Source organism: Paenibacillus sp. YIM B09110 (assembly GCF_037167145.1).
Lineage (GTDB): Bacteria > Bacillota > Bacilli > Paenibacillales > Paenibacillaceae > Pristimantibacillus.
On the sequence record NZ_JBANSP010000002.1, the window covers coordinates 148,465 to 172,557 of the forward strand.

Below are 24,093 nucleotides of genomic sequence, written 5' to 3' on the forward strand. Positions count from 1 at the left end.
GGGAAAGGCGGCGATACGATGAAAAAAAATAATTCAGCTCGATATTCTTCGACGGGCGATCGAATATTCGATGTGTTTAACTACAGCTTCATGATTATTCTTGTCATCTTCACTTTGTATCCGTTCATCAATATGCTTGCTTTGTCGTTTAACGATGCCAATGACTCTATTCGTGGCGACATCTATTTTTGGCCGCGTGAATGGACAATTCGCAATTATGCATATGTGTTTGGTGAATCAAACGTGTTCTCTGCAACCTTCATCTCCGCAGCGAGGACAATCGTCGGGACAATCATTTCCGTATTTTGTACAGCGATGCTTGCTTATGCGATCAGCCGTTCCGAGTACAAATTGAAGAAGTTCGTTTCCGTTACCTTCATTTTCACGATGTACTTCAGCGGCGGATTAATTCCGAACTATCTGCTCATTAAAGAGCTCGGCATGATTAACAGCTTCTGGGTCTACATTATTCCGGGTATTATCGGCGTATTTAACATGATTGTCATTAGGTCCTTCATAGAAGGCTTGCCGGAGGGAATCATGGAATCTGCCAAAATCGACGGCGCGGGGGATCTGACCACGTTTATCCGCATCGTGCTCCCGCTTACCGTACCGGCTCTTGCTACTGTGTCTTTGTTCGTAGCGGTATATCAGTGGAATTCCTGGTTTGATGTATTTCTGTATAATTCTTCGAGGCCTAATCTAAGCACGCTGCAATATGAATTGATGAAGATTTTGTCCACCACCAATACAAGCGCCACTGCAGCCGACCAATATGCGGATGCGCAAGGAAATGCGCAGATGGTTACGCCGACTTCGATTCGCGCTACAATGACGATCGTTGCAAGCGTGCCGATTATTTTGGTCTATCCATTCCTGCAGAAGTATTTTGTCAAAGGTATGGTCGTTGGCGGAGTGAAAGGGTAATAGAGTCCATATAGGCTAGAGGAGTGGAAAACATGCTTATGAAGAAACAAGGCGTAAATCCTTACTTGCCGTCATGGGAGTATATTCCTGACGGAGAGCCGCATGTCTTTCAGGATAGAGTGTATGTATACGGATCGCATGACCGCTATAACGGGCATGCCTTCTGTCTGAACGATTATGTATGCTGGTCGGCGCCAGCCAACGATCTTGCGGAATGGCGATATGAAGGCGTCATTTACGAGAAGACGGACGATCCGCTGAATCCGGACGGACGCATGTGTCTCTATGCGCCAGACGTCACCTGCGGTCCGGATGGGCGCTATTATTTGTATTATGTCCTAGACAAGGTGTCCGTCGTCTCGGTCGCGGTCTGCGATACGCCGGCTGGCAAATACGAGTTCTACGGTTACGTGAAGTACGCCGACGGAACGCGCTTAGGCGACCGTGCGGGCGATCAACCGCAATTCGATCCAGGCGTCTTGACGGAAGGCGACCTCACTTACCTGTATACTGGATTCTGCGCAATTGGCGACAAGTCGCGCAGTGGCGCGATGGCAACGATAATCGGATCGGATATGCTTACGATTATCGAAGAACCGACATTCATCTTGCCAAGCGAGCCGTATAGCAAGGGAACCGGGTTCGAAGGACATGCTTTTTTTGAAGCGCCATCCATCCGTAAGCGGGGCGACACGTATTACTTCGTCTACTCCTCTGAAGTCATGCACGAGCTGTGCTACGCGACTAGCAAGCATCCGACGAAGGGCTTCACATACCGCGGGGTCATCGTCAGCAACAACGACTTGCATATCGATACGTACAAGCCGGCAAACAAACCCATGTATTATGGCGGCAACAATCACGGGGGCATGGTGGAAGCGAACGGGCAATGGTACATGTTCTATCATCGACATACGAACGGTACGAGCTTCAGCCGACAGGGCTGTATCGAACCGATCAAGTTCCTTGAGGACGGCACCATCCCGCAAGTCGAGATCACGACAAGCGGCCCGAACGGCGGACCTCTTGTCGGACGAGGCGAGTATCCGGCATATCTGGCTTGCCATCTGTTCACGAATAAGGATGAATTATATACAGGCACGTACGGCGCGTGGATGGACGGCCGATTCCCGAAAATAACACAAGACGGCAAGGACGGGGACGAAGAGGTCGGTTACATCGCGAATATGCGTGATTCCGCAACGGCGGGTTTCAAGTATTTTCAATGCGAAGGCGTGAAGCGCGTCAAGATCAAGGCTCGCGGTTATGCCCAGGGCAGCTTCGAGGTCAAGACTGCATGGGACGGTCCGTCGCTCGGATCGATTCCGGTCGACTTCACGAACGTATGGACGACGTATGCGGCCGACATTACCGTTCCGGATGGTGTTCAAGCCTTGTATTTCACGTATACTGGCATCGGCAACGTGAGTCTGGCGTCGTTCACTCTGGAATAGGCCAATGAAGCCTGACGAAAGGAAATTGTCCCCCGAACAATCCGTCACTGTATTACGCATACGTTAGTCCGCAGCAAAAGAGCTGCTTAATGAGGCTAACCTGCCAGGTCCTAATAGACTTGGTGGGTTAGCTTTTTTTTGCTGTGTTTTGCTCGACAAGATATCATAAAACGAATGCGGCGCGGATCGTGTCGCATAAAGGCGAAAGATGAGAATGTTCGGATATTAGTAAATACTCCCCTTGTCGAATGATAGTTTTTATGACATCATGAGCCTTACAATTATCTTACTTATCTGAAAACATTGTAAAGGAGCAACGCTCATGACGAAGTTCAAAGGCGGAGACATTCCACGGGAAAAAGTAAAAATGGCTAAGCACTATCCGTTCTATATTGGGGATACGATAGGCGTGACAAGCTATTATCAAAAGCTCCATTGGCATGATGTGCTAGAGATAAATTTCATTAAATCAGGCACGGGCTACTATATCATTAACGGTCAGAAATTCGAGTTTCAGGAAGGCGATATTTTGCTCATCAACTCCAATGATTTGCATTGCGCTTATGAAACGAAGGATCTCGTTATGCAAGTGGCTTCATTCGATCCTGCATGGCTCATAAGCAGCCTGCGCCTCGATCCGGAGCTTCTTAGTCCATTCCGCGAAATGGGGGTAAATTTCTCGAATTTGCTCGATCGCAAGCACCCGCGAATACATACGATGAGAGCGCTGTTATTAGAGCTGCAAGAGGAGCATGAAAGCGGTGAACGTTCTTACACGACGATCGTATATGCACTGCTGCTGCGGTTTCTCGCGATCGTCAACCGGGAATTCAGAATCGAAGGGGCTGCTATTGCCGCAAGTCCGATCAGCGAGCGCCAGCTCGATAAAATGCGTTATGTCATTCATGAGATGGAGCAGAACTTCGCCCACCCGTGGACGCTGGAGGAGCTGGCTGCGCTCGTTTATCTCAGCCCTTCGCGATTCAGTGATATTTTCAAGCGGACGGTCGGTATGCCGCCCCTGTTGTACCTCATTCATATACGACTTGAGAGAGCTGTCGCAATGCTCGAAAACAATCAATTGAAAATAACGGACGTCGCCCTGGAATGCGGATTTCGCACGTTATCGAATTTCAATAGACTGTTCAAAAAACATATAGGCGCATCGCCTAAGCAGTCTAGACGTTTTCACGGTTCTTGACCAGTAAGATAGTGTTAGTTTTCAAACGTATAGGCGAGGAATAGGCTATAACTTGGCTTTACAATAGGAATATATCAAGTTAACCGCAAATGTTATGAAAACTGACTCGAGTGTTACATGCAACTAGGAAAGGGAGGGAATGTTATGCCGCAATTGAGCGTGAAGACGGCGGAAGAAGTTTACAGAAAGCCGAATCTGCTCCAAAGAATAGGCAGGCAGTGGGATATTCAACTCATGGTCGTGCCAGCGCTGATCTTTATCATTGTGTTCTGTTACATTCCGATGTACGGGGTGCTGATGTCATTCCAAGATTACAGCTTGTTCAAAGGGTTCATGAATAGTCCGTGGGTTGGCACGAAACATTTCGAAATGTTCTTCAACGCACCGGAGTTTTGGACGGTGATGCGCAACACGCTCGTTATTAGCTTGCTGAAGCTCGGAATCGGATTTCCTGCACCGATCCTGCTGGCGCTCATGTTGAACGAGATCGGGGGCCGGGTGTTCAAACGGCTCATACAAACGATCAGTTATTTGCCCCACTTCCTCTCGTGGGTCATCGTGTCAGGCTTCGTCATCTCGCTGCTGTCGACGGACAACGGCAGCGTGAACATGCTGCTGCAAGCGCTGAATATTATCGACGAGCCGATCAACTTCCTGGCTGAACCGAAATACTTCTGGTCGATTCTCGTAACGACGGGAGTTTGGAAGGAAATCGGATTTTCCTCCATCGTTTATTTGGCGGCCATTGCGGGCATTAACCCACATCTTTACGAGGCGGCATCCATTGACGGCGCAAGCCGAATCAGACAGATGTTCACGATTACGATTCCTTCAATCGTACCGGTTATCGTCGTATTCTCCATCCTTGCTATCGGCAACCTGCTGAACGCCGGCTTCGATGATATATTGCTGCTGGCAACGAATCCGGGGCTGCGCGAAGTGAGCGAGGTCATCGACACCTATGTGTATCGCGTTGGCGTACTCAATGCCAGATATTCTTATGCGACTGCAGCTGGGTTGTTCAAAGCGTTGATCAGCGTCGGACTCTTGGCCGGAGCAAACTATATGGCTCGCAAATCAGGCAACAGCTTATGGTAAAGGGAAGGGGCGTGTAACGGCATGAAGCTGGCGATGGAAGATAAAATGTTTGTCTCGTTGATCTATATCGTACTTGCTGTACTTGGTTTTACGGCTATATATCCATTCTGGAACGCGGCGGTCATCTCGTTCAACTCGGGTTCCGATACGATGCTTGGCGGCGTTACGTTCTGGCCAAGGGAGTTCACGCTGCAGAACTATGAGGTTGTTTTCAAGGATAAACGTCTCATTGACGCCTTCTTCATATCTGTCAAGCGTACTGTTATAGGTACTGTATTGTCTATTGCAGCTACGGCAATTTTCGCTTACGGCATGACCAAGCGAGGACTGATCGGCCGCAAATACTATATGATCATGTGTGTCATCACGATGTATTTCGGCGGCGGCCTAATACCTAGCTATCTTTTAATTCAAAGCTTGAATCTAATGGACACTTTCGAGGTTATGGTAATACCCGGAATTATCAGCGTATGGAATATGATCATATTCCGCACTTTCTTTAACGGTATTCCGCAAGGACTTGAAGAATCGGCGCAAATTGACGGCGCGTCGAACTGGGGTATATTTTTCCGGATCGTATTGCCGCTGTCGGGACCTGTTATCGCTACATTGGCATTGTTCACGGCCGTCTATCATTGGAATGACTGGTTCACGCCAAGTATTTATATAACGAACACGGACCTGCTGCCGATTCAGACGAAGCTGAACCAGATACTGAACTCCAACATTATGCTCGAGCAAATGCAGAATATGGACTCCGCTGCGCAAGGCAGATTGAGCAAGATGAGGAACGTAACGAGCAAGTCGTTATCTATGGCCACGATGATGGTCGCTACGGTACCGATCCTGTGCGTGTATCCATTCGTTCAGAAGTACTTCGTCAAAGGCGTATTGGTTGGATCTCTTAAGGAATAGGCGAGGGTATAAGGCATTAGTCTTAACCATAGATAAGCGAGGGGAAGGGAGCTAGATAACATGAAAAAGGTGAACAAAGCGTTTCTTTCAACAATGTCAGTCACAATCGTTACGGCACTCGCACTTGCAGGATGTTCGGGCTCTAACAATGGCAACAACGAACCGCCGGCAAACACAGGCAACAACAAAGGAAATGAAGGGACCGAGCAGGCGAGCGAGGTGTACGAGCTCGGCAAAGAGCCGCTGGAATTTTCCTTCTATGGCCATTATGACTGGTACACGATGCCTGTCTGGGGCGAAGATTTGGCGACCAAATGGATCAAAGAGAACAAAAAGGTCAACGTCGTGCCAATCAGCTCGGGCGGTGCCGCGAAAAACAAGCTAAGCACGATGATCGTGTCCAAGGAGCTTCCTGACGTTATGTGGATGGAGCGCGGCGCCGATGTAGAGAAGCTTCGTGCAGAGGGACTCCTCGTACCTTTCGACGATTATTTGGATAAATATCCGAATTTGAAAAAGTGGGCCGGAGAGTCGACGCTCGACATGCTTCGTTCCCCGGACGGCAAGCTGTATCAGTTCCCGAACTGGTATACGACGCAGCCGAACGGCAACTCGGGTTACCTCGTCAACAAAAAAATCTATAACGAGCTTGGCGCTCCAAGTTTAGAAACGGTTGACGATCTGTATGCTTACCTGAAGCAAGTCAAAGAGAAATACCCGGATGTTGTGCCTCTTGAGCTTGGTCAGACGGCTGCCGGCATGGACGTCATGGTATCGGCTTTCGCGGAAAACCGTCCGTTCACGTTCAACTCGATGATGGCTGTACCGCAAGGCGACAAGCTTGTATCGTTGTTCGCTGATCCCGTATATCGCGAGCTGCTGCAATTCACTAGCAAGCTGTACCGCGAGAAGCTGATTTCGCAAGACACATTTACGCAGAAGCTGGAGCAAGTCGAGTCGAAGGTCGTTAGCGGCAAAGTTGCGATGTATGTGGCTTCAAGTCCTACGGAGTTCGGGGCTATCGGCAACTCGCAGCTTAGCGCACAAGATCCGGAAGCAGGCTATATTATGGTATGGCCGGTTCATAAAGCAGGCTTGGACAAAAATAAAATCTTCCCTGGCGATTACAAACAGCTTGGTTGGAATGTTAACGTCATAACTAAAAACGCAAAAGATCCGGAAGCGATCTTCGCATTCCTTGATTGGTTCACAGGTCCGGAAGGACAACGTACGATTATGTGGGGACCTGAAGGCTTGTATTGGGACGGCGTAGATGCTGAGGAAGCTCCGCTCTTCACGGACAAATTCACAAGCGACACGAAAGGCCGCGACGAGCTGATGAACTCGACGGTCAACTTCCAATGGAACGGCAATACGGTATACGTCGACAATTCCAAATCCAAATTCGAATCGACTTTGCCGGCCGAGAAACGCAGCTGGGAGACGTACTGGCAGTCGGAGATTACGTGGAAAACACAGTTCAATACGACTGAATACGTAAATCTTGATCCAGCTGGCGATTCGGATGAAGGCATTATCGCACAAAGCATTCTATCCATCTATGAGCAAGCGAGAGCGAAAGCGGTTATGAATGCAAAATCGGATGAAGAGGTTATCGCCATTCTTGACAAGGCTGAGAATGATGCGCAAAAAGCAGGCTACGACAAGCTTCTCGCTTACAAAACAGAGAAATGGCAAGAAAACGTAGCAAAGCTTAGCAAGTAGGTTGTAAGAGAGACAATAAGGTTGATGAGACCGGCCTTCGCTTCTCGTGCATGCGCCTCCTGGGAAGGGGCGCGGCACGAGCGGAGAGCCGGTCTCTAATAGCCTAGTAACCGCATGGGAGAGATCATATTTGAACTATTACTTGGGAATCGATGGCGGAGGGAGCAAGACGCTGGCGGTCGTAACGGACCGTTCAGGGCATGTCATAGGTCGCGGCGTAAGCGGATGCGGCAATCATCAGATCGGCGTAGAGCTTGCGGACGGAAGCATTCGAGCAGCGATCCATGCGGCTATGGTGCAAGCGAACGTAAAGCATGAGGATATTGCGTTCGCCACGTTCGGACTGGCCGGAGCTGACCGTGAAGCCGACTTTCAAATCTTGAGGCCCATGGTCGCTGCAATGGGTTTCGAGCACTATCAGATCGTATGCGATACGGTAATCGGCTTGAGAGCAGGAACGAAGCAGCAGGACGGCGTCGTCGTCATCTGCGGCAGCGGCACGAACTGCTACGGTGTTAATGCATTAGGCGAGGAGTTGCAGATAGGAGGCTTCGGTTATTCGTTCGGCGACTTCGGAGGCGGCGGAGACTTGGCTGTCGAGGCGTTCCGTGCGGTGATCCGCGCTTGGGAAGGCCGTGAGAAGCCGACTGCGCTTACGGAATTGACGCTAGACATGCTTGGCTTCGATACCGTAGAAGCGATGTTTCATGCTTATCTTGACGAATACAAAAGAGCGCCGCATACGCTGGCGAAGCTGCTGTTCGAAGCAGCGGACCGCGATGAAGCGGCAAGGGCGATCTTGCAAAGGCAAGGACGAGAGCTTGGCATCTCGGCCAGCGCGGTAATCCGCAGACTGAACATGAGTCATGATACGTTCGATCTCGTCATGGTCGGCAGCGTGCTGACTCGCGGCGATAGTAGGTATATTAAGCCTTATATCGAGGAGCAAGTGAAAGCGGTTGCTCCCCACTGCACGCTGCGCGTTCTAGAGATGGAGCCGGTTGCGGGAGCGATATTGCTGGCGATGGAGAAAAGCGGACAGCAGGTGGAATCTACGGTATACGATCATTTGAACGCCAATTTGGCGGTAAAGGAGAGAAACGCGGAATGGGCACTCGATTGAAAGTTGCAGTTATAGGAGGCGGTTCGTCTTATACCCCTGAACTTATAGAAGGCTTTATTTTGAACTACGCTACATTTCCGGTAACGGATATTGTTCTGGTCGATATTCCAGAGGGCAGGCATAAGCTGGCTATCGTAGGACAGCTTGCGTTGCGCATGATCGAGAAATCGGGATTGCCGATCAACCTGTCGTTGACGCTTGATCGTCGCAGCGCGCTGGTCGGAGCCCAATTCGTATCGACCCAGATGCGGATCGGGCTGCTTGAGGCACGTGGATGGGACGAATCCATTCCGCTTAAGTACGATATGATCGGGCAAGAAACGACAGGCGCCGGCGGCATGATGAAGGCGCTCCGCACGATTCCCGTCCTGCTCGATATTTGCAAGGATATGGAGGAGCTGTGTCCGGATGCATGGCTGCTGAACTTCACGAATCCGGCAGGGATGGTAACCGAAGCGATTCATAAGCATTCGACGATCAAGTCGATTGGATTATGCAACTCGCCGATCGCCGCTTACAAGTGGCTGTCGGGCTTGTACAACGTTCCTATTGACCGCATTTATTGCGAGTTCGCCGGACTTAATCATCTTCATTGGGTAAGCCGCATAACGATTGACGGCGAATCGAAGCTCGAAGAATTGTTGGACAGCCGCAGCGGCTACAATGCGGCGAACGTGCCGCAGTTCGCGTGGAACGAGAGTCTCATCAAGTCGGTTGGAGCGATTCCGTCGTATTACTTGAAATATTTTTATCTGCATCGCGAGATGCTTGCTGAGCAGAAGGCGGCAGCCGCGAAAGGCGAATCGCGGGCCGAGACCGTGAAGCGTCTGGAGGATGAATTGTTCGAAATCTACAAAGATCCGGAGCTTGCCGAGAAGCCGAAGCAGCTTGAACAGCGCGGCGGGGCTTATTACTCCGAAGCAGCCGTAAAGCTCATGAATTCGCTGTATAACGATACCGGAGACATTCAGACGTTAAACGTTCGAAACGGCGGCATTCTGGACTTCCTGCCGGATGACGCGTGCATCGAGGTCAACTGCAAAGTGACGAAGGATGGGCCGATTCCGCAGCAGGTCCAGATTGTTCCCGAGTCGGTGAAAGGACTTATTCATGCGGTGAAGACGTATGAATCGCTAGCGATCAAGGCGGCCGTTACAGGCAACCGCGCAACGGCGCTGCTTGCACTGGCCAGCCACCCGCTTGTCGATTCCGCGAACGCAGCGGAAGAGATGCTAGCGGAAATGCTGGAGCAAAACAAGGCGTATTTGCCAAAGTTTTTTGAAGCTTAACGATAAGAGGCAGGTGGGCAAGATCCGATTGGATTTTGCCCAGCTGCCTTTTTGCGGTTAAGGAATATGTTGGTATTTCTGCTGTCGGCAACATTATTTACGGTAGGCGCGTTTAGAAGAAGAACGCATACGAATCTTATAAGGCAGGTGCATCTCATGTCATTTCTATCGAAACATCGTAATCGAAAAGGTATTGCTGCTCTAGTAGCGGCTGCGGCTCTGACGGCAACGCTTCCTGCAGCTGCGGCTTTCGGGGCGGCGCAAGCAGCGCCATCCGTACAATTCCAAATAGGCAGCCTTACGGCTGCGAATAATAACGGAGAAGTTAAGCTGGCGAACGCGCCGTACATTGAGAAAGGCGTAGCCATGGTGCCCGTGCGCGCGCTGGCCGACGGGCTAGAGGCGCAGCTGGAGTGGAATGCCACGGACAAGACCATTAGGCTGGAGAGAAGCGGCTTAACCGTTTCGCTGAAAGCGGGCGAAGATTCCGTCGTCGGTACGTACGTCAAGAAGATTAAGCTGCCTGCAAAGGTCGCAATCGTTCGCGGACAAGCTTTCGTTCCCGCCAAGAGCGTATCCGATCTGTTAGGTGCAGACACGACTTGGGAAGCCAAGACGAAGAAGGTAACGGTCAAGGCAAAAGGCGAAGAAGCAGGCGTCATCTCGGAATCCTTCCATTTCAATGCGAGTGATGAAGGGTGGCAAGGCGGCTTTGCTGATCTGCCAATAGATTACGATCCGGCGATTTACGAGCTCCTTTACGCGAGAGAAGTATTGCCGCTCAAGGACAATAAGACGAATTACGGATTGAAGCTGAACGGGATGAACCGCAGCGACGATTTGTTTATGTACGCGACCAAGAAGATAACCGGCTTAAAGCCGAACGCGACTTATGATGCCTCGTTATCGTTTACGCTCTATACGAATCAAGCCGGAGGCATGATGGGTGTTGGCGGGGCGCCGGGCGAAGCGGTCAGCATTAAAGCGGGCTTCGTATCGCAGGAGCCGAAGATCGTGCAAGAGGGTGAAGAAGGCAACGTTTACTATAAAGTAAACGTAGATAAGGGCAACCAATCGGTTGAAGGTGCCGATATGAAGATCGTCGGCAATATGGTGAAGCCGGATGATGCGGTAGAAGGGTTCCAGCCGAAGCCGATGAAACATTCCGCAACACTGAAGGCGAATGCGGCAGGCGAGCTGTTCGTAATTATCGGCAGCGATTCCGGTTACGAAGGGCTTACAACATTGTATTTGGACGATATGAACGTCGTGTTGACACCGCGTTCGTAAAGGTTAAGCTATTACATTTTAAGCAGCGGTTTTTCGCAGAATGCGAGAGACCGCTGCTTTTTTTTCCTTTGAATGGATGATGGATCTGATGTAAGATGCAGGAAAGCAGCGTCGATGCGTTTATTATGTATGGGGAAGCGAGATGCAAAAATGGCGATTAAAGTTCATGACGTTATCGAATATTTAGAGGGAGAGGTCGAAACGATAGACAACACCGTTGATGGGTTGAATGCTGGGGTGTCTTCGATGGAAGTATCGGGCATAGCCGTCACTTTCATGGCGTCGCAGCAAGCAATCGAAGAAGCAATTGCTCAGGGAGCTAATCTGCTCATCACTCATGAAGGCGAATATTTCAGTCATCGCGGCGGACAAGAGCAGTGGCAGGACGATCCCATCGTTATGGAGAAGAGTCGATTGATCGAACAGTCGGGCATTGCGATCTACCGTTTCCATGATTATTGGCATGCGTACAGGCCGGACGGAATTACGGAAGGACTCACTCAGACGCTGGGGTGGAGCGAATACGTCAAAGAAGTGCTGCCGTATGCTTCTATAATTGAGCTGCCGGCGGAACACTCGGTAGATGAAATCGCGTACGCCGCGAAAGACAAGCTCGGCTTGTCATACGTGCGGGTCGTCGGCGAGGCTTCGGCGAAATGCCGGCGGATCGGCCTATCGGCAGGCTATCGGGGAGGCGGAGCTGTATGCATCCCATTATTCCATCATTACGAGCTTGATCTTATCATATCCGGCGAAGGGCAGGAGTGGGAGGCGCCTGAGTATGTACGCGACGCTATGCATCAGGGGGCTAACAAGGCGTTTCTGCTGCTTGGTCATGCGGAGAGTGAAGAACCGGGCATGCGTTATTTGGCATCCATACTTGAACGCGAGTTCTGTCAGGTGCCCGTATCCTTTGTGAAGCAAACGCCGCTATTCAGAATCGTATAGCATATAGCAGAGCTGTCGATCTATTATTTTCTAAGTGAAAACTATTCTTTCACAGGTTGTGTATGATCGACATTTCGTTATTATGAATAAATACGAATCGATAGGAGGCATAAGAAACAAATGACGACAAAGCGACGAGGCAGAGGCTATGAGGGATGGCTTCGGTTCATTTATATTGAAGACGCTTACAAACGACATGCCTATGAGAAACGGTGTTCGCAGCTGCTAGTGATCGGCGATTCGCCTGTCATACGAACGGCTCGAGAGGAGCTTGGTCACGCACTGACTGCATTGCTTGGCAAGCAGCCCCGAGTAAATGGCGGTGTTGAAGCAGGTTCGGACTTCAAAGGGATTATCGCAGGCGTGCGCGGAAGTGATCCGCTGCTGGAAGTCAGCACACTGCCTGTGGATTTCCGTTTGGAGGAGTCGGGTGAAGACGGCTACACGATCTATGCGGAGGAGAGCGGACCGATACAGATCGTTGCGGCGTCCGATAACGGTGTGTTGTACGGTATTTATCACTTGCTGCGATTGCTGCAGACGGGACAGTCTATAGAGAAGGTGCTCATTCGGGAGCGTTCGGTTAACGGGCTGCGGATGCTTGATCATTGGGATAATATGGACGGTACGATTGAACGAGGATATGCGGGCAATAGTATCTTTTTCGAGGACAATCGCTTTGTCGCCGATATGACGCGCATTGGCGATTACGTTCGACTGCTCGCCTCCGTGGGCATTAACGCCGTTGCGATCAATAATGTCAATGTCCATCGCGAGGAAACGAAGCTTATTACGGAACATTTCCTGCCGGACGTTGCCAAGGTTGCCGAGCTGTTCGGCGCTTACGGCATTCGACTTTATTTAAGCGTCAACTATGCAAGCACGATCGAGATCGGAGGACTGGATACGGCAGATCCGCTTCATCCTGATGTGGCCGCATGGTGGTCTGCGAAGGCGGAAGAGATCTACCGTTTCGTGCCGACGTTCGGAGGTTTCGTTGTCAAGGCCGATTCCGAATTCCGGCCAGGACCATTCACGTACGGCCGCAATCATGCGGATGGCGCGAATATGCTGGCGGATGCGCTTGATCCATTCGGAGGGAATGTGATCTGGCGATGCTTCGTCTACAATTGCTTGCAGGATTGGCGCGATCGATCGACGGACCGTGCGCGCGCGGCATACGATCATTTCAAGCCGCTGGACGGACAGTTCCGCGATAACGTGCTGCTTCAAATCAAGAACGGTCCGATGGACTTTCAAGTGCGCGAGCCGGTATCGCCTCTATTCGGCGGGTTGGCGGAGACCAATCAACTGCTTGAGCTGCAGATTACGCAGGAGTACACCGGACAACAGCGCCATTTATGTTATCTCGTCCCGCAGTGGAAAGAGGTATTGGAGTTCGATACCTTCGCGCGAGGCGAAGGCTCAACCGTTGCGTCTGCTGCAAGCGGAGCGCTGTTCGGCAGGAAGCTTGGGGGAATAGCAGCGGTATCCAATGTTGGAAATGACGATTGCTGGACAGGACATCCGCTGGCCGGGGCGAATTTGTACGGGTTTGCAAGGCTGGCGTGGAATCCGTCCTTAGGCGCGGACGAGATTGCGGCAGAATGGACGGCCATGACGTTCGGGAACGATCCAGAAGTGAATCGCACTATAACGGAGATGCTGCTTGATTCGTTATCCATCTATGAGTCGTATACGGCGCCGCTTGGAGTTGGCTGGATGGTTAATCCTAACCATCATTACGGCCCGAACGTAGACGGTTATGAATATTCCAAGTGGGGCACCTACCACTTCGCGGATTGCAACGGTATTGGCGTTGATCGAACCGTTCGTTCGGGAACGGGTTACTCGAGGCAATATACAACGCGTCAATTTGAAAAATATGAATCGCTTGAGCAATGTCCGGATGAGCTGCTGCTGTTCTTCCATCATGTCCCTTATACGCATATTCTTCATTCCGGCAAAACCGTCATTCAGCATATTTATGATACGCGTTTCGAAGGCGCGGAGCGCGCGGCTTTGTTAATAGCGAGATGGGAATCCATAAAAGCTGATGTTCATGAGGAAATTTATCAGCTGATATGGGATCGGCTCAACGAGCAAGCGGAGCATGCAAAGGAATGGCGCGATATGCTGAACACCTATTTCTTCCGCAAATCAGGCATTGCCGATACGCTGGGCAGAAAGATCTACTAAGGACTGAATATAATTAATAGCGGCCCGGGAGCAACTTTCCTGGGTTTTTTGCTGCTCTAAATCAAAGTAAAAGAAAAGAAACTAAATATATTGCACCAAAAACTAATTATTTTAGGGTTACGAGTATGCCGTCTAGAAGTTATAATAATCGGTGCTTCTGAATTGTGAAGCTCGAACATTTTGAATGCGTTTACATGATTCCATAACTATAGCTGGGAGAGGTGCAGGATGAAAAAGGTCATTCTCGTCGATGATGAAGTTTTTGCGCGGAAAGGCTTGCGAGTCCTTATTCCTTGGCAGGATCTCGGATATACGATTGCAGGCGAAGCGTCTGACGGTGAAGAAGCGCTCGAGCTGATCGAGGCCGTTCAACCTGATTTGGTCGTGACGGATATTCGGATGCCGGTTATTGACGGCTTGAAATTGATCAATCTAGTGAAAGAAAAGCGATTGTCGCAGGCGAAATTTATCGTAATTACCGGATACAATGACTTCACGTATGCGCAGCAATCGCTTAGATACGGCGTTGAAGACATCATTCTGAAGCCGATTGACGAGGACGAAATGATCGAAACGCTGAAGCGGCTGTCGGTCAAGCTGGAGCAATCCTCGAAGCAGAAGGAAGCGATTAGAGAGCGAAATGCGGTAGATTTACTGGATCAGCTATTACATGGGAATCTCGATCAGAAACGAAATGAAGAGCTTGTGCTGGAGCTTGGCTTGTGCAAAGGGGTCCATGAGTATCGATATTTGTTAGTCGAGAGAAATAATGCGCCGGAAGAGGAACAGCAGCAAGCGATTGCCAATCTGGAGAAGCTGAAGCTTGCGGCGCTAACGTTCTTAAGCAGTCCCCCTGATATGATTATCCATGATCGGGGCAGCTATGCTTTTGGCATGTTTCTTCATTCCGGCCTGCTTGGTCCTTATTCGCATTCATGGGAGCGGCTCGCGGACAGGTTGATTCGCGAGCTTGCGGTGTATGCAGATGAGGCACAATTACAGATTTATGCAGGCATCCCTTTCCGCAAGCCGGAGCAACTAAAGACTTCATACGAGAGCACCCGTCAGGCCATGCTGCGCAAGCTTGCGCTCGGGGATCAAAAAGTTATTTTCGCGGAAGAAGCGATGCTGTTAACTTTGCAGTACAAGGATGCCGACGCTCAATTAGCCGATATCCTCATAGACAAACTAGAGGAGAATGACCTCGCAGCGGTCAAGCAGACGGTGGACGCCGCCTTCCATTCCTTTCAATACGATCGGTTAGCTGGGCAGTCCGTTAACGCTTTTCTATCCAAATGCGTGTTAAGTATAGCCGGCATCGTCTCAAGAATGGAAGGCCAAGAAAGCCATTTGCGTTCGATGAAACCGATATTGGACTGGACGCTGCGTCCGATGACGGCTGCTGGCGTGAAAGGGCTGTTCCTCGACTTCATTGAAGAGAGCGCCGAATATTTAAGCGAGCTGCGCTGCGAGAAGGCAAGCGGAGGCATTCATAAGATTAAGCTGTATATTGATGCGAATTATCGGGAGAATATGAGTCTTAAGAGTATAGCCAAACTTTTTTTTATGAATCCCGTCTACTTAGGCCAGCTGTTCAAGAAGACGTATCAGGTGTACTTCAATGATTATGTGCTCGGTCTTAGGGTGCAGGAAGCTAAGCGTCTTCTCAGACAGACCGACTGCAAAGTATATGAGATCGCAGCGAAGGTTGGCTTCAGCAACGCCGATTATTTTGTAACCCAGTTCGAGAAGGTTGAAGGCAAGACGCCAACGGAATATAAGCAAGCGTTAATCGCGCGCAGCAAAACATAATAAAGTCGGTAGGTGAGAACATGTTCCAACGAATGAACGATATTCGGCTGCGCAATAAAATGGTCATCGTGTTCATCCTTGCCGTATTCATCCCGGTGGTGTTGACGAACGTCATCTTCTTTAACTTGACGACGAGCAGCGTGAAGAAGCAGAAGCTGGCTGATATCAACCGGGGGCTTGAGCAAATACGCAATGAAGTCGATGATCAGATCGAGTCGGCGGTAGGCATATCGACCGTTCTATACAATGACACGTTATTGAATGAGTATATAGAGAGACAATACAGCAATCAGTCCGATTATGTGGAAAATTACCATACGTACATGATCAACTTGCTTGATAAATACAGTCCGGTATATGAGGCTATTCAGGCGGTCACGATCTATTCCACCAATGATACGATACTATATGGCGGGCGCGTGCAAAAAATCAACAGTCACGTACGTGAGCAAAATTGGTACAAAAGCGTGATGAGCAAATTATCGGCGCAGCCGGCTCTGGAACGCAATGATCCTGAGTATCCAGGACTAGCGCCAAATACACTGAGCATCATCCGGAAAATGGTCGATTCTGGTGTTAATGGTTCGGCAGAGAAGCTGATTAAGATCGATATGCATCCCCAAACGATAAGAGAAATGCTGCAAAACGTTACGCTCGAGGGAACGGTCTATTTAATTCGCGATAATGAAATTCAATATTCGTCGGATCCGAAGCAGCCGCTTAATGACGGTAGCGGACGAAGCATACGCTATGACCAGCCGGATTCCTCAGGCGATATGATCGTGCTGGAGAAAGATTTTGGCAACGTTACTTATCTGGAAGGCTGGAAAATCGTTGGCGAGTTCAAGGAGCGCGAGGTGCTGGAGGACGTTAACAAATCGAAGCTTTTCGTTGTGTATATGTCCATTGCCAATATTCTCGTTCCGACACTTATACTCGTATGGTTCACTCGGTCGCTAAGCGATCGGCTAGTCCGCATTCTTAAGCAGATGAAGCGGGTGAAGAACCATTCGTTTGAGACGATTAACGATCCTCCGTCAGCGGATGAGATCGGCCAGCTCACCGAGGAGTTTAATCGGATGACACGGCAGATCAAGTCTCTGATCGACGATGTCTATATTGCCGACATTCAGAAGAAAGAGCTTCAGCTGAGCCGCAATCAATCGCAGCTTCATGCGCTGCAAAGCCAGATCAATCCGCATTTCCTGTTCAACTCGCTGGAGACGATTCGGATGCGAAGCTTGATGAAGGACGAGCTTGAGACGGCGAAGATCATTCATAATATGGCCAAGATCTTCCGCAAGTCGCTTAGTTGGGGCAAGGATTGGATTACGCTCAAGGACGAGTTAGACCTTGTCGCGTGTTTCCTTGAAATTCAGAAATACCGGTTCGGCGATAAGTTGAACTATACGATTCATGCCGATGAAGGTGTACTGTCCACGATGATTCCGAAAATGACACTGCAGCCGCTTGTTGAGAATGCAAGCATTCACGGGATCGAACCGCTCAAGGAGGCTGGATGGATACACATCCATATCGAGAGAAGGGCAACGGGGCTTGCCTATACGATTAAAGATAATGGCGTAGGCATTCCTCAGGAGAAGCTGACGCACATGCTCGCTGGACTAGATAAGGATGACGCGGTTTCTGACAATGTAGGCATGCGCAATGTCTATTTGCGGTTCAAAGGATTTTATGGAGACAAGGCAGACTTCCAAATCAAGAGCGAGCCGGGTCAAGGGACCGAAATCACGATTGTGATAGCTGAGAATAATGACATTTAACTTAAGATGGTCAAATTGTGACAGCGTTTTCAAAATGATATAAGTTTTTGAGAGTAAAACATAAAGTTTGCTAGGTAAACAGCGAAGCCATCCTCTTATACACTGAAAGTGCTTACAAATTACAAGATAGCGAAAGGGGAAACAACTTGTATGACTAAAAAAAGATGGCTGATGGCAACGTTCGCATCCGTAATTGCAATCTCGCTAATCGGTTGCTCAAGCAACAACGGCGGCAACAACACGCCTGCCGCAAAGAATGACCCTGCTGCAAACAACGCTGCAACGGCTGAACCTGCGGCTGCGAAACCGGATCCGGTGACGTTCACGTACTTTAACGCAACTGCTAACAAAGACACCGATTCGAACAAAACCGAAGTCGGCAAAGTGCTTGAAGATCAAACGGGCGTAAACTTTAAGATGGAATTTCTTGTTGGCGATTTGAATACAAAAATCGGAACGATGATCGCAAGTAACGAATACCCGGATGTTATTTCGCCTGACGCAGGCATCGACAAAATTGTTGAAGCCGAAGCGCTAATCCCGCTGAACGATCTAATCGACCAATTCGCTCCTAACATTAAACGTGTATACGAACCGTACTACAACTTGATGAAAGCAGAAGACGGCAACATCTACTTCCTGCCATTCAGCCCGCTCGTTGGCGAATTCATCCCTGCGCCGAACATCGATCAAGGCGCTTTCTGGATTCAAAACCGCGTACTGAAGGAAGCCGGTTATCCGAAGGTGAAGACGCTTGACGAATACATCAAGCTCATCACTGACTACGCTGCAGCTCATGCAGACGAGGACTTGATCGGCATGACGACGCTGACGCATGACTGGCGCTTCTTCGCGGCTACGAATCCTCCGAACCACATGGCCGGTTACCCGAACGACGGTGAAGTGCAAGTCGATTTGGCTACGATGGATGCCAAAGTATACGGCAACAACGAAGATACGAAGCGTTGGATGAAGACGCTGAACGATCTGAATACAGCGAAGCTGTTCGACAAGTCTTCTGTTGTAGACAATTACGACCAATACTTGGCGAAGCTGACAGGCGGTAAAGTACTAGGCTTCTTCGATTACGGCTGGCAGATCAATCAAGCTACACAAACGCTTAAAGCTAACGGCAATGATGATCTTGAGTACTTCCCGCTTCCAATCGTATTCGATGGCAGCATCAAAGATCAATATTTGGAGCCGGCATCATTCGTTAACAACCGCGGTATCGGAATTACGGTAAGCGCTAAGGATCCTGAACGTATCATTAAGTACTTCGATAATCTCTTGACTGACGAGAACCAGCTTCTTACGCGTTGGGGCATTGAAGGCAAGCATTATACGAAAGACGCGAACGGCCGTCTGTATCGTACAGCTGAGCAAATTGCTCAATTGCAAAATAACGACTACAAAAGAGAAAGCGGTATTGGCTACTACGAATACTACTGGCCAATGTATGGTCAAGGCTCGTCGTTCGCTGACGGCAATGCAGTCGATCCAGGCAGACAGCCTGAAGTGGCGCAAGCGTCGTATTCGGCAGCGGAGAAGGAGCGTTTAGAGAAGTACGGCGTGAAAACGTATGCTGAGATGTTCGCTGCACCAGATGAACGCCCTTGGTACCCAGCATGGAGTATCGCGCTGGAGCAAGGATCGGATGCTCAAATCTATGGCGTTAAGAAAACAGATTTGCTTCGCAAATATTTTGCCAAGATCGTTCTTGCGCCGGCATCTGATTTCGACAAGCTATGGGATGAGTATGTAGCTGAATACAATAAACTTACTGTTGCCGAATATGAAAAAACGATGACAGAAGAGATTAAGAAAAAAGTTGAAAAAATTAAAGGTTAATGAAGCATGAAGAAGCGGGGCAAAGCTGGGCAAGCCCAAGCGTATGCGGCTTTGCCCCTTCCTTCTTCCCTGCCCGCCTGACGCCGAGAGAGGAGAGCGATTAGATTGACCGTTCACAATGAAATGAAAACATCCAATAGCGTCAGCTTGCCTCTAAAAGAGCCTGCTAAAGCAGTCCGATTTCTCCAAATGCTGGTGAAGCAGCGTACGCTCGTATTCATGTCGATCCCGTTCCTGTTATGGTTGTTCGTATTCAAGTACGTACCGCTCTGGGGCTGGACGATAGCATTCCAAAATTACAAGCCTAGAAGGTCGTTCAGCGAACAGGAATGGGTTGGACTCAAGCAATTCAAATTTATGTTTGAGGATGAGCGTTTTTTTCTAGTGCTGCGCAATACGTTAGCGATGAGCTTAATCAACTTCGTGCTCGGATTTGTAACGGCTATTATTCTTGCCATATTGCTTAATGAATTGCGTAATGTCATGTTCAAGCGGGTCGTTCAGACGATCAGTTACTTACCTCATTTCCTATCTTGGGTCGTCGCCGCGACGATCATCCAAAGCGTGCTGTCTGCTGACGGCGGAATTATAAACGAGATATTGTTAGGTTTAGGCTTAATCAATGAGCCGATATTATGGCTAGGCGTAGGGAAGTATTTCTGGAGTATTATGGGTGCATCCGAAGTGTGGAAAAACGTAGGCTGGAATACGATTATTTATCTAGCCGCCATGACTACGATCGATCCCGCTCAATACGAAGCGGCAGAAATAGATGGAGCGGGCCGATTCCAGCGCATCTGGCATGTCACATTGCCTGGTATCAAATCCGTCATCATTATTTTGATTATTCTGAATCTTGGTCAAATACTGGAGACAGGTTTCGAGCCTCAATATTTGCTTGGCAACGGGCTTAATATCGATTTCTCGGAAAACCTCGAAATATTCATTCTGAAATACGGTATGAATTTAGGGAACTATTCGTTGTCGGTAGCGGCAGGCATATTCAAGACGGTTATTAGCATCATTCTGTTGTTCTCGGCGAACGCTCTGGCTAAGCGGTTCGGGCAAGAACGGCTGTTCTAGAAAGGGGGATCCATCATGGCTAACGCAAAAACAAGCTATAAACGTTTGCAATCGCCGGGGGACCGGCTGTTCGATGCCGCTAACATTACGTTCATGATCCTGCTCATGATTGTCACGATCTACCCGTTCATCAATATGATGGCTGTTTCCTTTAACCATGCGAGCGATTCCGTTCGAGGCGGCATCTATTTCTGGCCGCGGGTATGGTCGTTGGACAATTACAAGTATGTATTCAATGAAGCGACAATCATTGGCGCAACCGGTATCTCGGTGCTGCGTACGGTGCTCGGCACGATAATCTCGACCTTCTGTTCGGCAATGGTCGCGTTCACGATCAGCCGTCCGGAATATGTGCTTCGCAAATTCGTATCCATTGCTTTCGTGCTGACGATGTATTTCAACGGCGGCTTGATTCCGAACTTCCTGCTCGTGCGGGATCTGCATTTGATGGGCACCTTCTGGGTGTACATCATTCCAGGCATTATCGGCGTATTCAATATTATTGTTATTCGTTCATTTATTGAAGGATTGCCGGAGGGCATCCTGGAGTCGGCCAGAATGGATGGAGCGGGAGAGTTCACAACGTTTCTTCGCATCGTTCTGCCATTGTCGATGCCGGTTCTAGCGACCACCTCGTTGTTCACGGCAGTGTATCATTGGAATTCATGGTTCGACGTGTTTCTGTACAATTCCTCGCATGTCGAGCTAAGTACATTGCAATACGAGTTGATGAAAATGCTGCAAAACTCCAACGCTGCCGTCAGTACCGGGGACGCGGCAGGAGCGGCAGCGAATGCCAGTCAGGGCGGCGGCAATTATGTAACGCCAACTTCGATTCGGGCGACAATGACGATTGTAGCAAGCTTGCCGATCATCATGGTATATCCGTTCCTTCAACGTTATTTCGTCAAAGGCTTGACACTTGGCGGTGTGAAGGGGTAATAGTAGAATATCAGATGCAGTTAGAGTAGCCTGTCGCTGACAGGCTATTTCTGCTATTAGAAGAAAGGGATGGTGGTTAATCGTATGGCGATTAACGGTATTATTCATGAAGTGGCGACGAAGAAACGTCTGCTTGCATTGACGTTTGATGATGGGCCGGATGTGACGTATACGGCTCAATTGCTGCAGGTGCTGGCGGAGTACGGAGCTAAGGCGACATTTTACATGATAGGAAGTTCAATAGAGGCTTATTCGGATGTTGCTAGAGAGGTTCATAGTCAAGGACATGAGATTGGCAATCATACCTACAACCACCCTCACTTAACGAAGATTGCCCCGGCGGAACGCAAGGAACAGCTCGAGCGGACGGATGCCTTGATCAAGGAATTAACGGGCAGCAGTCCGGCGACATTCAGGCCGCCTTATATTGATTTCAACGACGACGTGTCGGAGGATGCCGCTGACTTGAATTATAGCATGATTGGCGCCGTTAACATGGAGGCTATGGATTGGGCAGCTCCAGGTGTAGATCATATCGTGAGTAAAACGATGGAGCAAGTGAGGGACGGCGGCATACTCATATTTCATGACGGGTATGGCGATCGTTCGCAGACGGTGGAGGCCGTAAGGCTGCTTTTGATCGATTTGAAGAAGCGGGGCTACCAGTTTGTGACGGTAAGCGAACTGCTCGCATCAGTTGAAGACAAGACCAATTTACAATAGTTACAAATGTAGGTGATATTACACTAACAATTCCTTATTACACTTGATCTTGTAGATCAAATGATGAATAAGGAGTGGACAAGTTGAACAAAACGATTGACCGTAAAACATTTCTGTCTTACTTAGGTACGGGCGCTGCTGCCCTGGCGGCAGCTTCCGCCGGCCTCGGAACGTTGAATGGCAAAGCTTCTGCGATGTCATCCACGGCTGATCACCTTTTTGGCTTCAACACGAATCGTGTTAGCGGCTATTTCGAGCCGATTGCACCATCCTCGGAAGATAAGCTTCTGCTCCCTAATAACTTCAAATATGACGTTGTAGCGGCATTCGACGATGTCATCAATGCAGCAGGCGAGCGCTTCGGCTCCGGCTGCGACTACAACGCTTTTTTCCCGCTTGAGGGCTCTAATGTAAGAGGGCTTCTCGTCAATAACCATGAATACAGCACGATTTTCTCCATAGGCCCGGTTAAGGATGGCAAGATGACGAAGGAGCAACTGCACAACAATCTTTATTACCAAGGCATGTCCGTTATCGAGGTATATCGCGACGATAAAGGTGTATGGAAGATGGACATTAATTCTTCCAATGCCCGCAGAATCAATGGATATACAAAATTTGATCTGACCGGTCCGGCCAAAGGAGCTACGGCTCTTGGCGGAGCGACGACGGCTATCGGCACGTTCGCGAACTGCTCAGGCGGCGTTACGCTGTGGAATACGGTTCTCTCATGCGAGGAGAACTTCGCCGAAACGGCAGCCGCTTCCAGCCTGCCGGACACGCATTACGGATGGGTCATCGAGATCGATCCGTTCGACAAGAAGTATTTGAAGAAACATACCGCGCTTGGACGCTTCAATCACGAGAACACGGCAATGGGCATCGCGAAGGACGGCCGCGTAGTCGTTTATATGGGCGATGACAAGAAGGATGCTTGTGTCTATAAATTTATATCCAAGGGCAAGTACAATAAGTCGCTTGGACGCGGCAACTCCGCGCTGCTTGAAGAGGGTACGCTGTATGTAGCCAACTTGAAGAAGGGTGAATGGGCGCCTGTAACGCTCGAAGCAGTGCAGAAGGCAGCGAAGGACAAGCCAGAGCTGCTTAAGAAGTTTGAAACACAAGGCGATGTCATCACTTTCTGCCAGGAAGCGGCGCTTCTCGTTGGCGGTACGCCGACGGATCGTCCGGAAGATATCGAAATCTCTCCTTTCGATAACACCATCTTTATCTGCCACACGAACAACGACAACCATGGCAACATTCATGGGCATATTACGCGCATATTCGAGACCGGCAGCGATCTTGGTTCGTTAACGTTCGACTTCGAAATCTTCGCCGCCGGCGGCCGCCAATCGGGCTTCAGCTCGCCGGACAACCTGGCGTTCGATTCCAACGGGCATCTGTGGGTCGTAACTGACATATCCAGCTCCAGCCAAAATAAAGGCGTGCACAAACCCTTCAAGAACAACGGCTTGTTCGTTATTCCGACGAGTGGACCCGATCAGGCGATCGCGCTCCAGTTCGCATCGGCGCCGGTCGAAAGCGAGCTGACAGGTCCGTTCTTCACGCCGGACGAGCAGACGTTATTCCTGTCGGTGCAGCATCCGGGAGAGAATACGACCGATCTGAACAATCCGACGAGCAGATGGCCTCACCGCGCTGGCGACAGCAAAGCAAGATGCGCAGTCGTCGCGATTAGCGGTTTCAAGCTTGGCTAATCAATGAT

Annotated in this window: 18 protein-coding genes; all 18 read left to right on the forward strand. The window is 49.6% G+C overall.

Features of this window, described 5'->3' with window-relative positions; genetic code table 11:
- Positions 1–18 precede the first annotated feature (18 nt).
- The 18 genes from V8F51_RS02925 to V8F51_RS03010 all read left to right on the forward strand — a co-directional run bounded on the left by V8F51_RS02925 (position 19) and on the right by V8F51_RS03010 (position 24,085).
- The gene (locus V8F51_RS02925; RefSeq protein ID WP_337098552.1) at positions 19–927 is read left to right on the forward strand and encodes a carbohydrate ABC transporter permease; all 909 of its coding nucleotides are present in this window, start codon (positions 19–21) and stop codon (positions 925–927) included.
- Between the two features lie 38 nt (positions 928–965).
- Positions 966–2,381, forward strand: coding sequence for a family 43 glycosylhydrolase (locus V8F51_RS02930; protein WP_337098896.1), 1,416 nt, complete (start codon positions 966–968; stop codon positions 2,379–2,381).
- A gap of 322 nt (positions 2,382–2,703) precedes the next feature.
- The gene (locus V8F51_RS02935; protein ID WP_337098553.1) at positions 2,704–3,582 is read left to right on the forward strand and encodes an AraC family transcriptional regulator; all 879 of its coding nucleotides are present in this window, start codon (positions 2,704–2,706) and stop codon (positions 3,580–3,582) included.
- Between the two features lie 144 nt (positions 3,583–3,726).
- Positions 3,727–4,680, forward strand: coding sequence for an ABC transporter permease (locus V8F51_RS02940; RefSeq protein WP_337098554.1), 954 nt, complete (start codon positions 3,727–3,729; stop codon positions 4,678–4,680).
- Between the two features lie 21 nt (positions 4,681–4,701).
- Entirely contained in the window at positions 4,702–5,595 is an 894-nt protein-coding gene (locus V8F51_RS02945) for a carbohydrate ABC transporter permease (RefSeq protein WP_337098555.1), read from the forward strand.
- Between the two features lie 60 nt (positions 5,596–5,655).
- The gene (locus tag V8F51_RS02950; protein ID WP_337098556.1) at positions 5,656–7,320 is read left to right on the forward strand and encodes an extracellular solute-binding protein; all 1,665 of its coding nucleotides are present in this window, start codon (positions 5,656–5,658) and stop codon (positions 7,318–7,320) included.
- A gap of 130 nt (positions 7,321–7,450) precedes the next feature.
- Positions 7,451–8,443 carry an N-acetylglucosamine kinase gene (locus V8F51_RS02955; RefSeq protein ID WP_337098557.1) on the forward strand — a complete coding sequence of 331 codons (993 nt, stop codon included), beginning with the start codon at positions 7,451–7,453 and terminating at the stop codon, positions 8,441–8,443.
- Positions 8,428–9,732, forward strand: a complete 1,305-nt coding sequence (locus V8F51_RS02960; protein WP_337098558.1) for a 6-phospho-beta-glucosidase — start codon at positions 8,428–8,430, stop codon at positions 9,730–9,732. Before V8F51_RS02955 ends, V8F51_RS02960 begins: the two co-directional genes overlap by 16 nt.
- A gap of 156 nt (positions 9,733–9,888) precedes the next feature.
- A complete protein-coding gene (locus V8F51_RS02965; protein ID WP_337098559.1) occupies positions 9,889–11,022 on the forward strand; it encodes a copper amine oxidase N-terminal domain-containing protein in 1,134 nt (377 codons plus the stop codon).
- Positions 11,023–11,172: 150 nt separating this feature from the next.
- Positions 11,173–11,970: a Nif3-like dinuclear metal center hexameric protein gene (locus V8F51_RS02970; protein WP_337098560.1), complete on the forward strand. Its 798-nt coding sequence runs from the start codon at positions 11,173–11,175 to the stop codon at positions 11,968–11,970.
- 120 nt (positions 11,971–12,090) lie between these two features.
- A complete protein-coding gene (locus V8F51_RS02975; protein ID WP_337098561.1) occupies positions 12,091–14,169 on the forward strand; it encodes an alpha-glucuronidase family glycosyl hydrolase in 2,079 nt (692 codons plus the stop codon).
- A 228-nt stretch (positions 14,170–14,397) separates the two neighbouring features.
- Positions 14,398–15,981 (forward strand): response regulator transcription factor, encoded by a 1,584-nt coding sequence (locus V8F51_RS02980; RefSeq protein WP_337098562.1) that lies wholly within the window; start codon positions 14,398–14,400, stop codon positions 15,979–15,981.
- Between the two features lie 32 nt (positions 15,982–16,013).
- Positions 16,014–17,765 (forward strand): sensor histidine kinase, encoded by a 1,752-nt coding sequence (locus V8F51_RS02985; protein ID WP_337098563.1) that lies wholly within the window; start codon positions 16,014–16,016, stop codon positions 17,763–17,765.
- A 150-nt stretch (positions 17,766–17,915) separates the two neighbouring features.
- Positions 17,916–19,616, forward strand: coding sequence for an ABC transporter substrate-binding protein (locus V8F51_RS02990; protein ID WP_337098564.1), 1,701 nt, complete (start codon positions 17,916–17,918; stop codon positions 19,614–19,616).
- 189 nt (positions 19,617–19,805) lie between these two features.
- On the forward strand, positions 19,806–20,699 hold the full coding sequence (locus tag V8F51_RS02995; RefSeq protein WP_442956398.1) for an ABC transporter permease: 894 nt from the start codon (positions 19,806–19,808) through the stop codon (positions 20,697–20,699).
- 15 nt (positions 20,700–20,714) lie between these two features.
- Positions 20,715–21,641, forward strand: a complete 927-nt coding sequence (locus tag V8F51_RS03000; RefSeq protein ID WP_337098565.1) for a carbohydrate ABC transporter permease — start codon at positions 20,715–20,717, stop codon at positions 21,639–21,641.
- Between the two features lie 72 nt (positions 21,642–21,713).
- Positions 21,714–22,364: a polysaccharide deacetylase family protein gene (locus V8F51_RS03005; RefSeq protein ID WP_337098566.1), complete on the forward strand. Its 651-nt coding sequence runs from the start codon at positions 21,714–21,716 to the stop codon at positions 22,362–22,364.
- 83 nt (positions 22,365–22,447) lie between these two features.
- Complete coding sequence (locus V8F51_RS03010; RefSeq protein WP_337098567.1) at positions 22,448–24,085, forward strand: PhoX family protein; 1,638 nt, start codon at positions 22,448–22,450, stop codon at positions 24,083–24,085.
- The last annotated feature ends 8 nt before the right edge of the window (positions 24,086–24,093 follow it).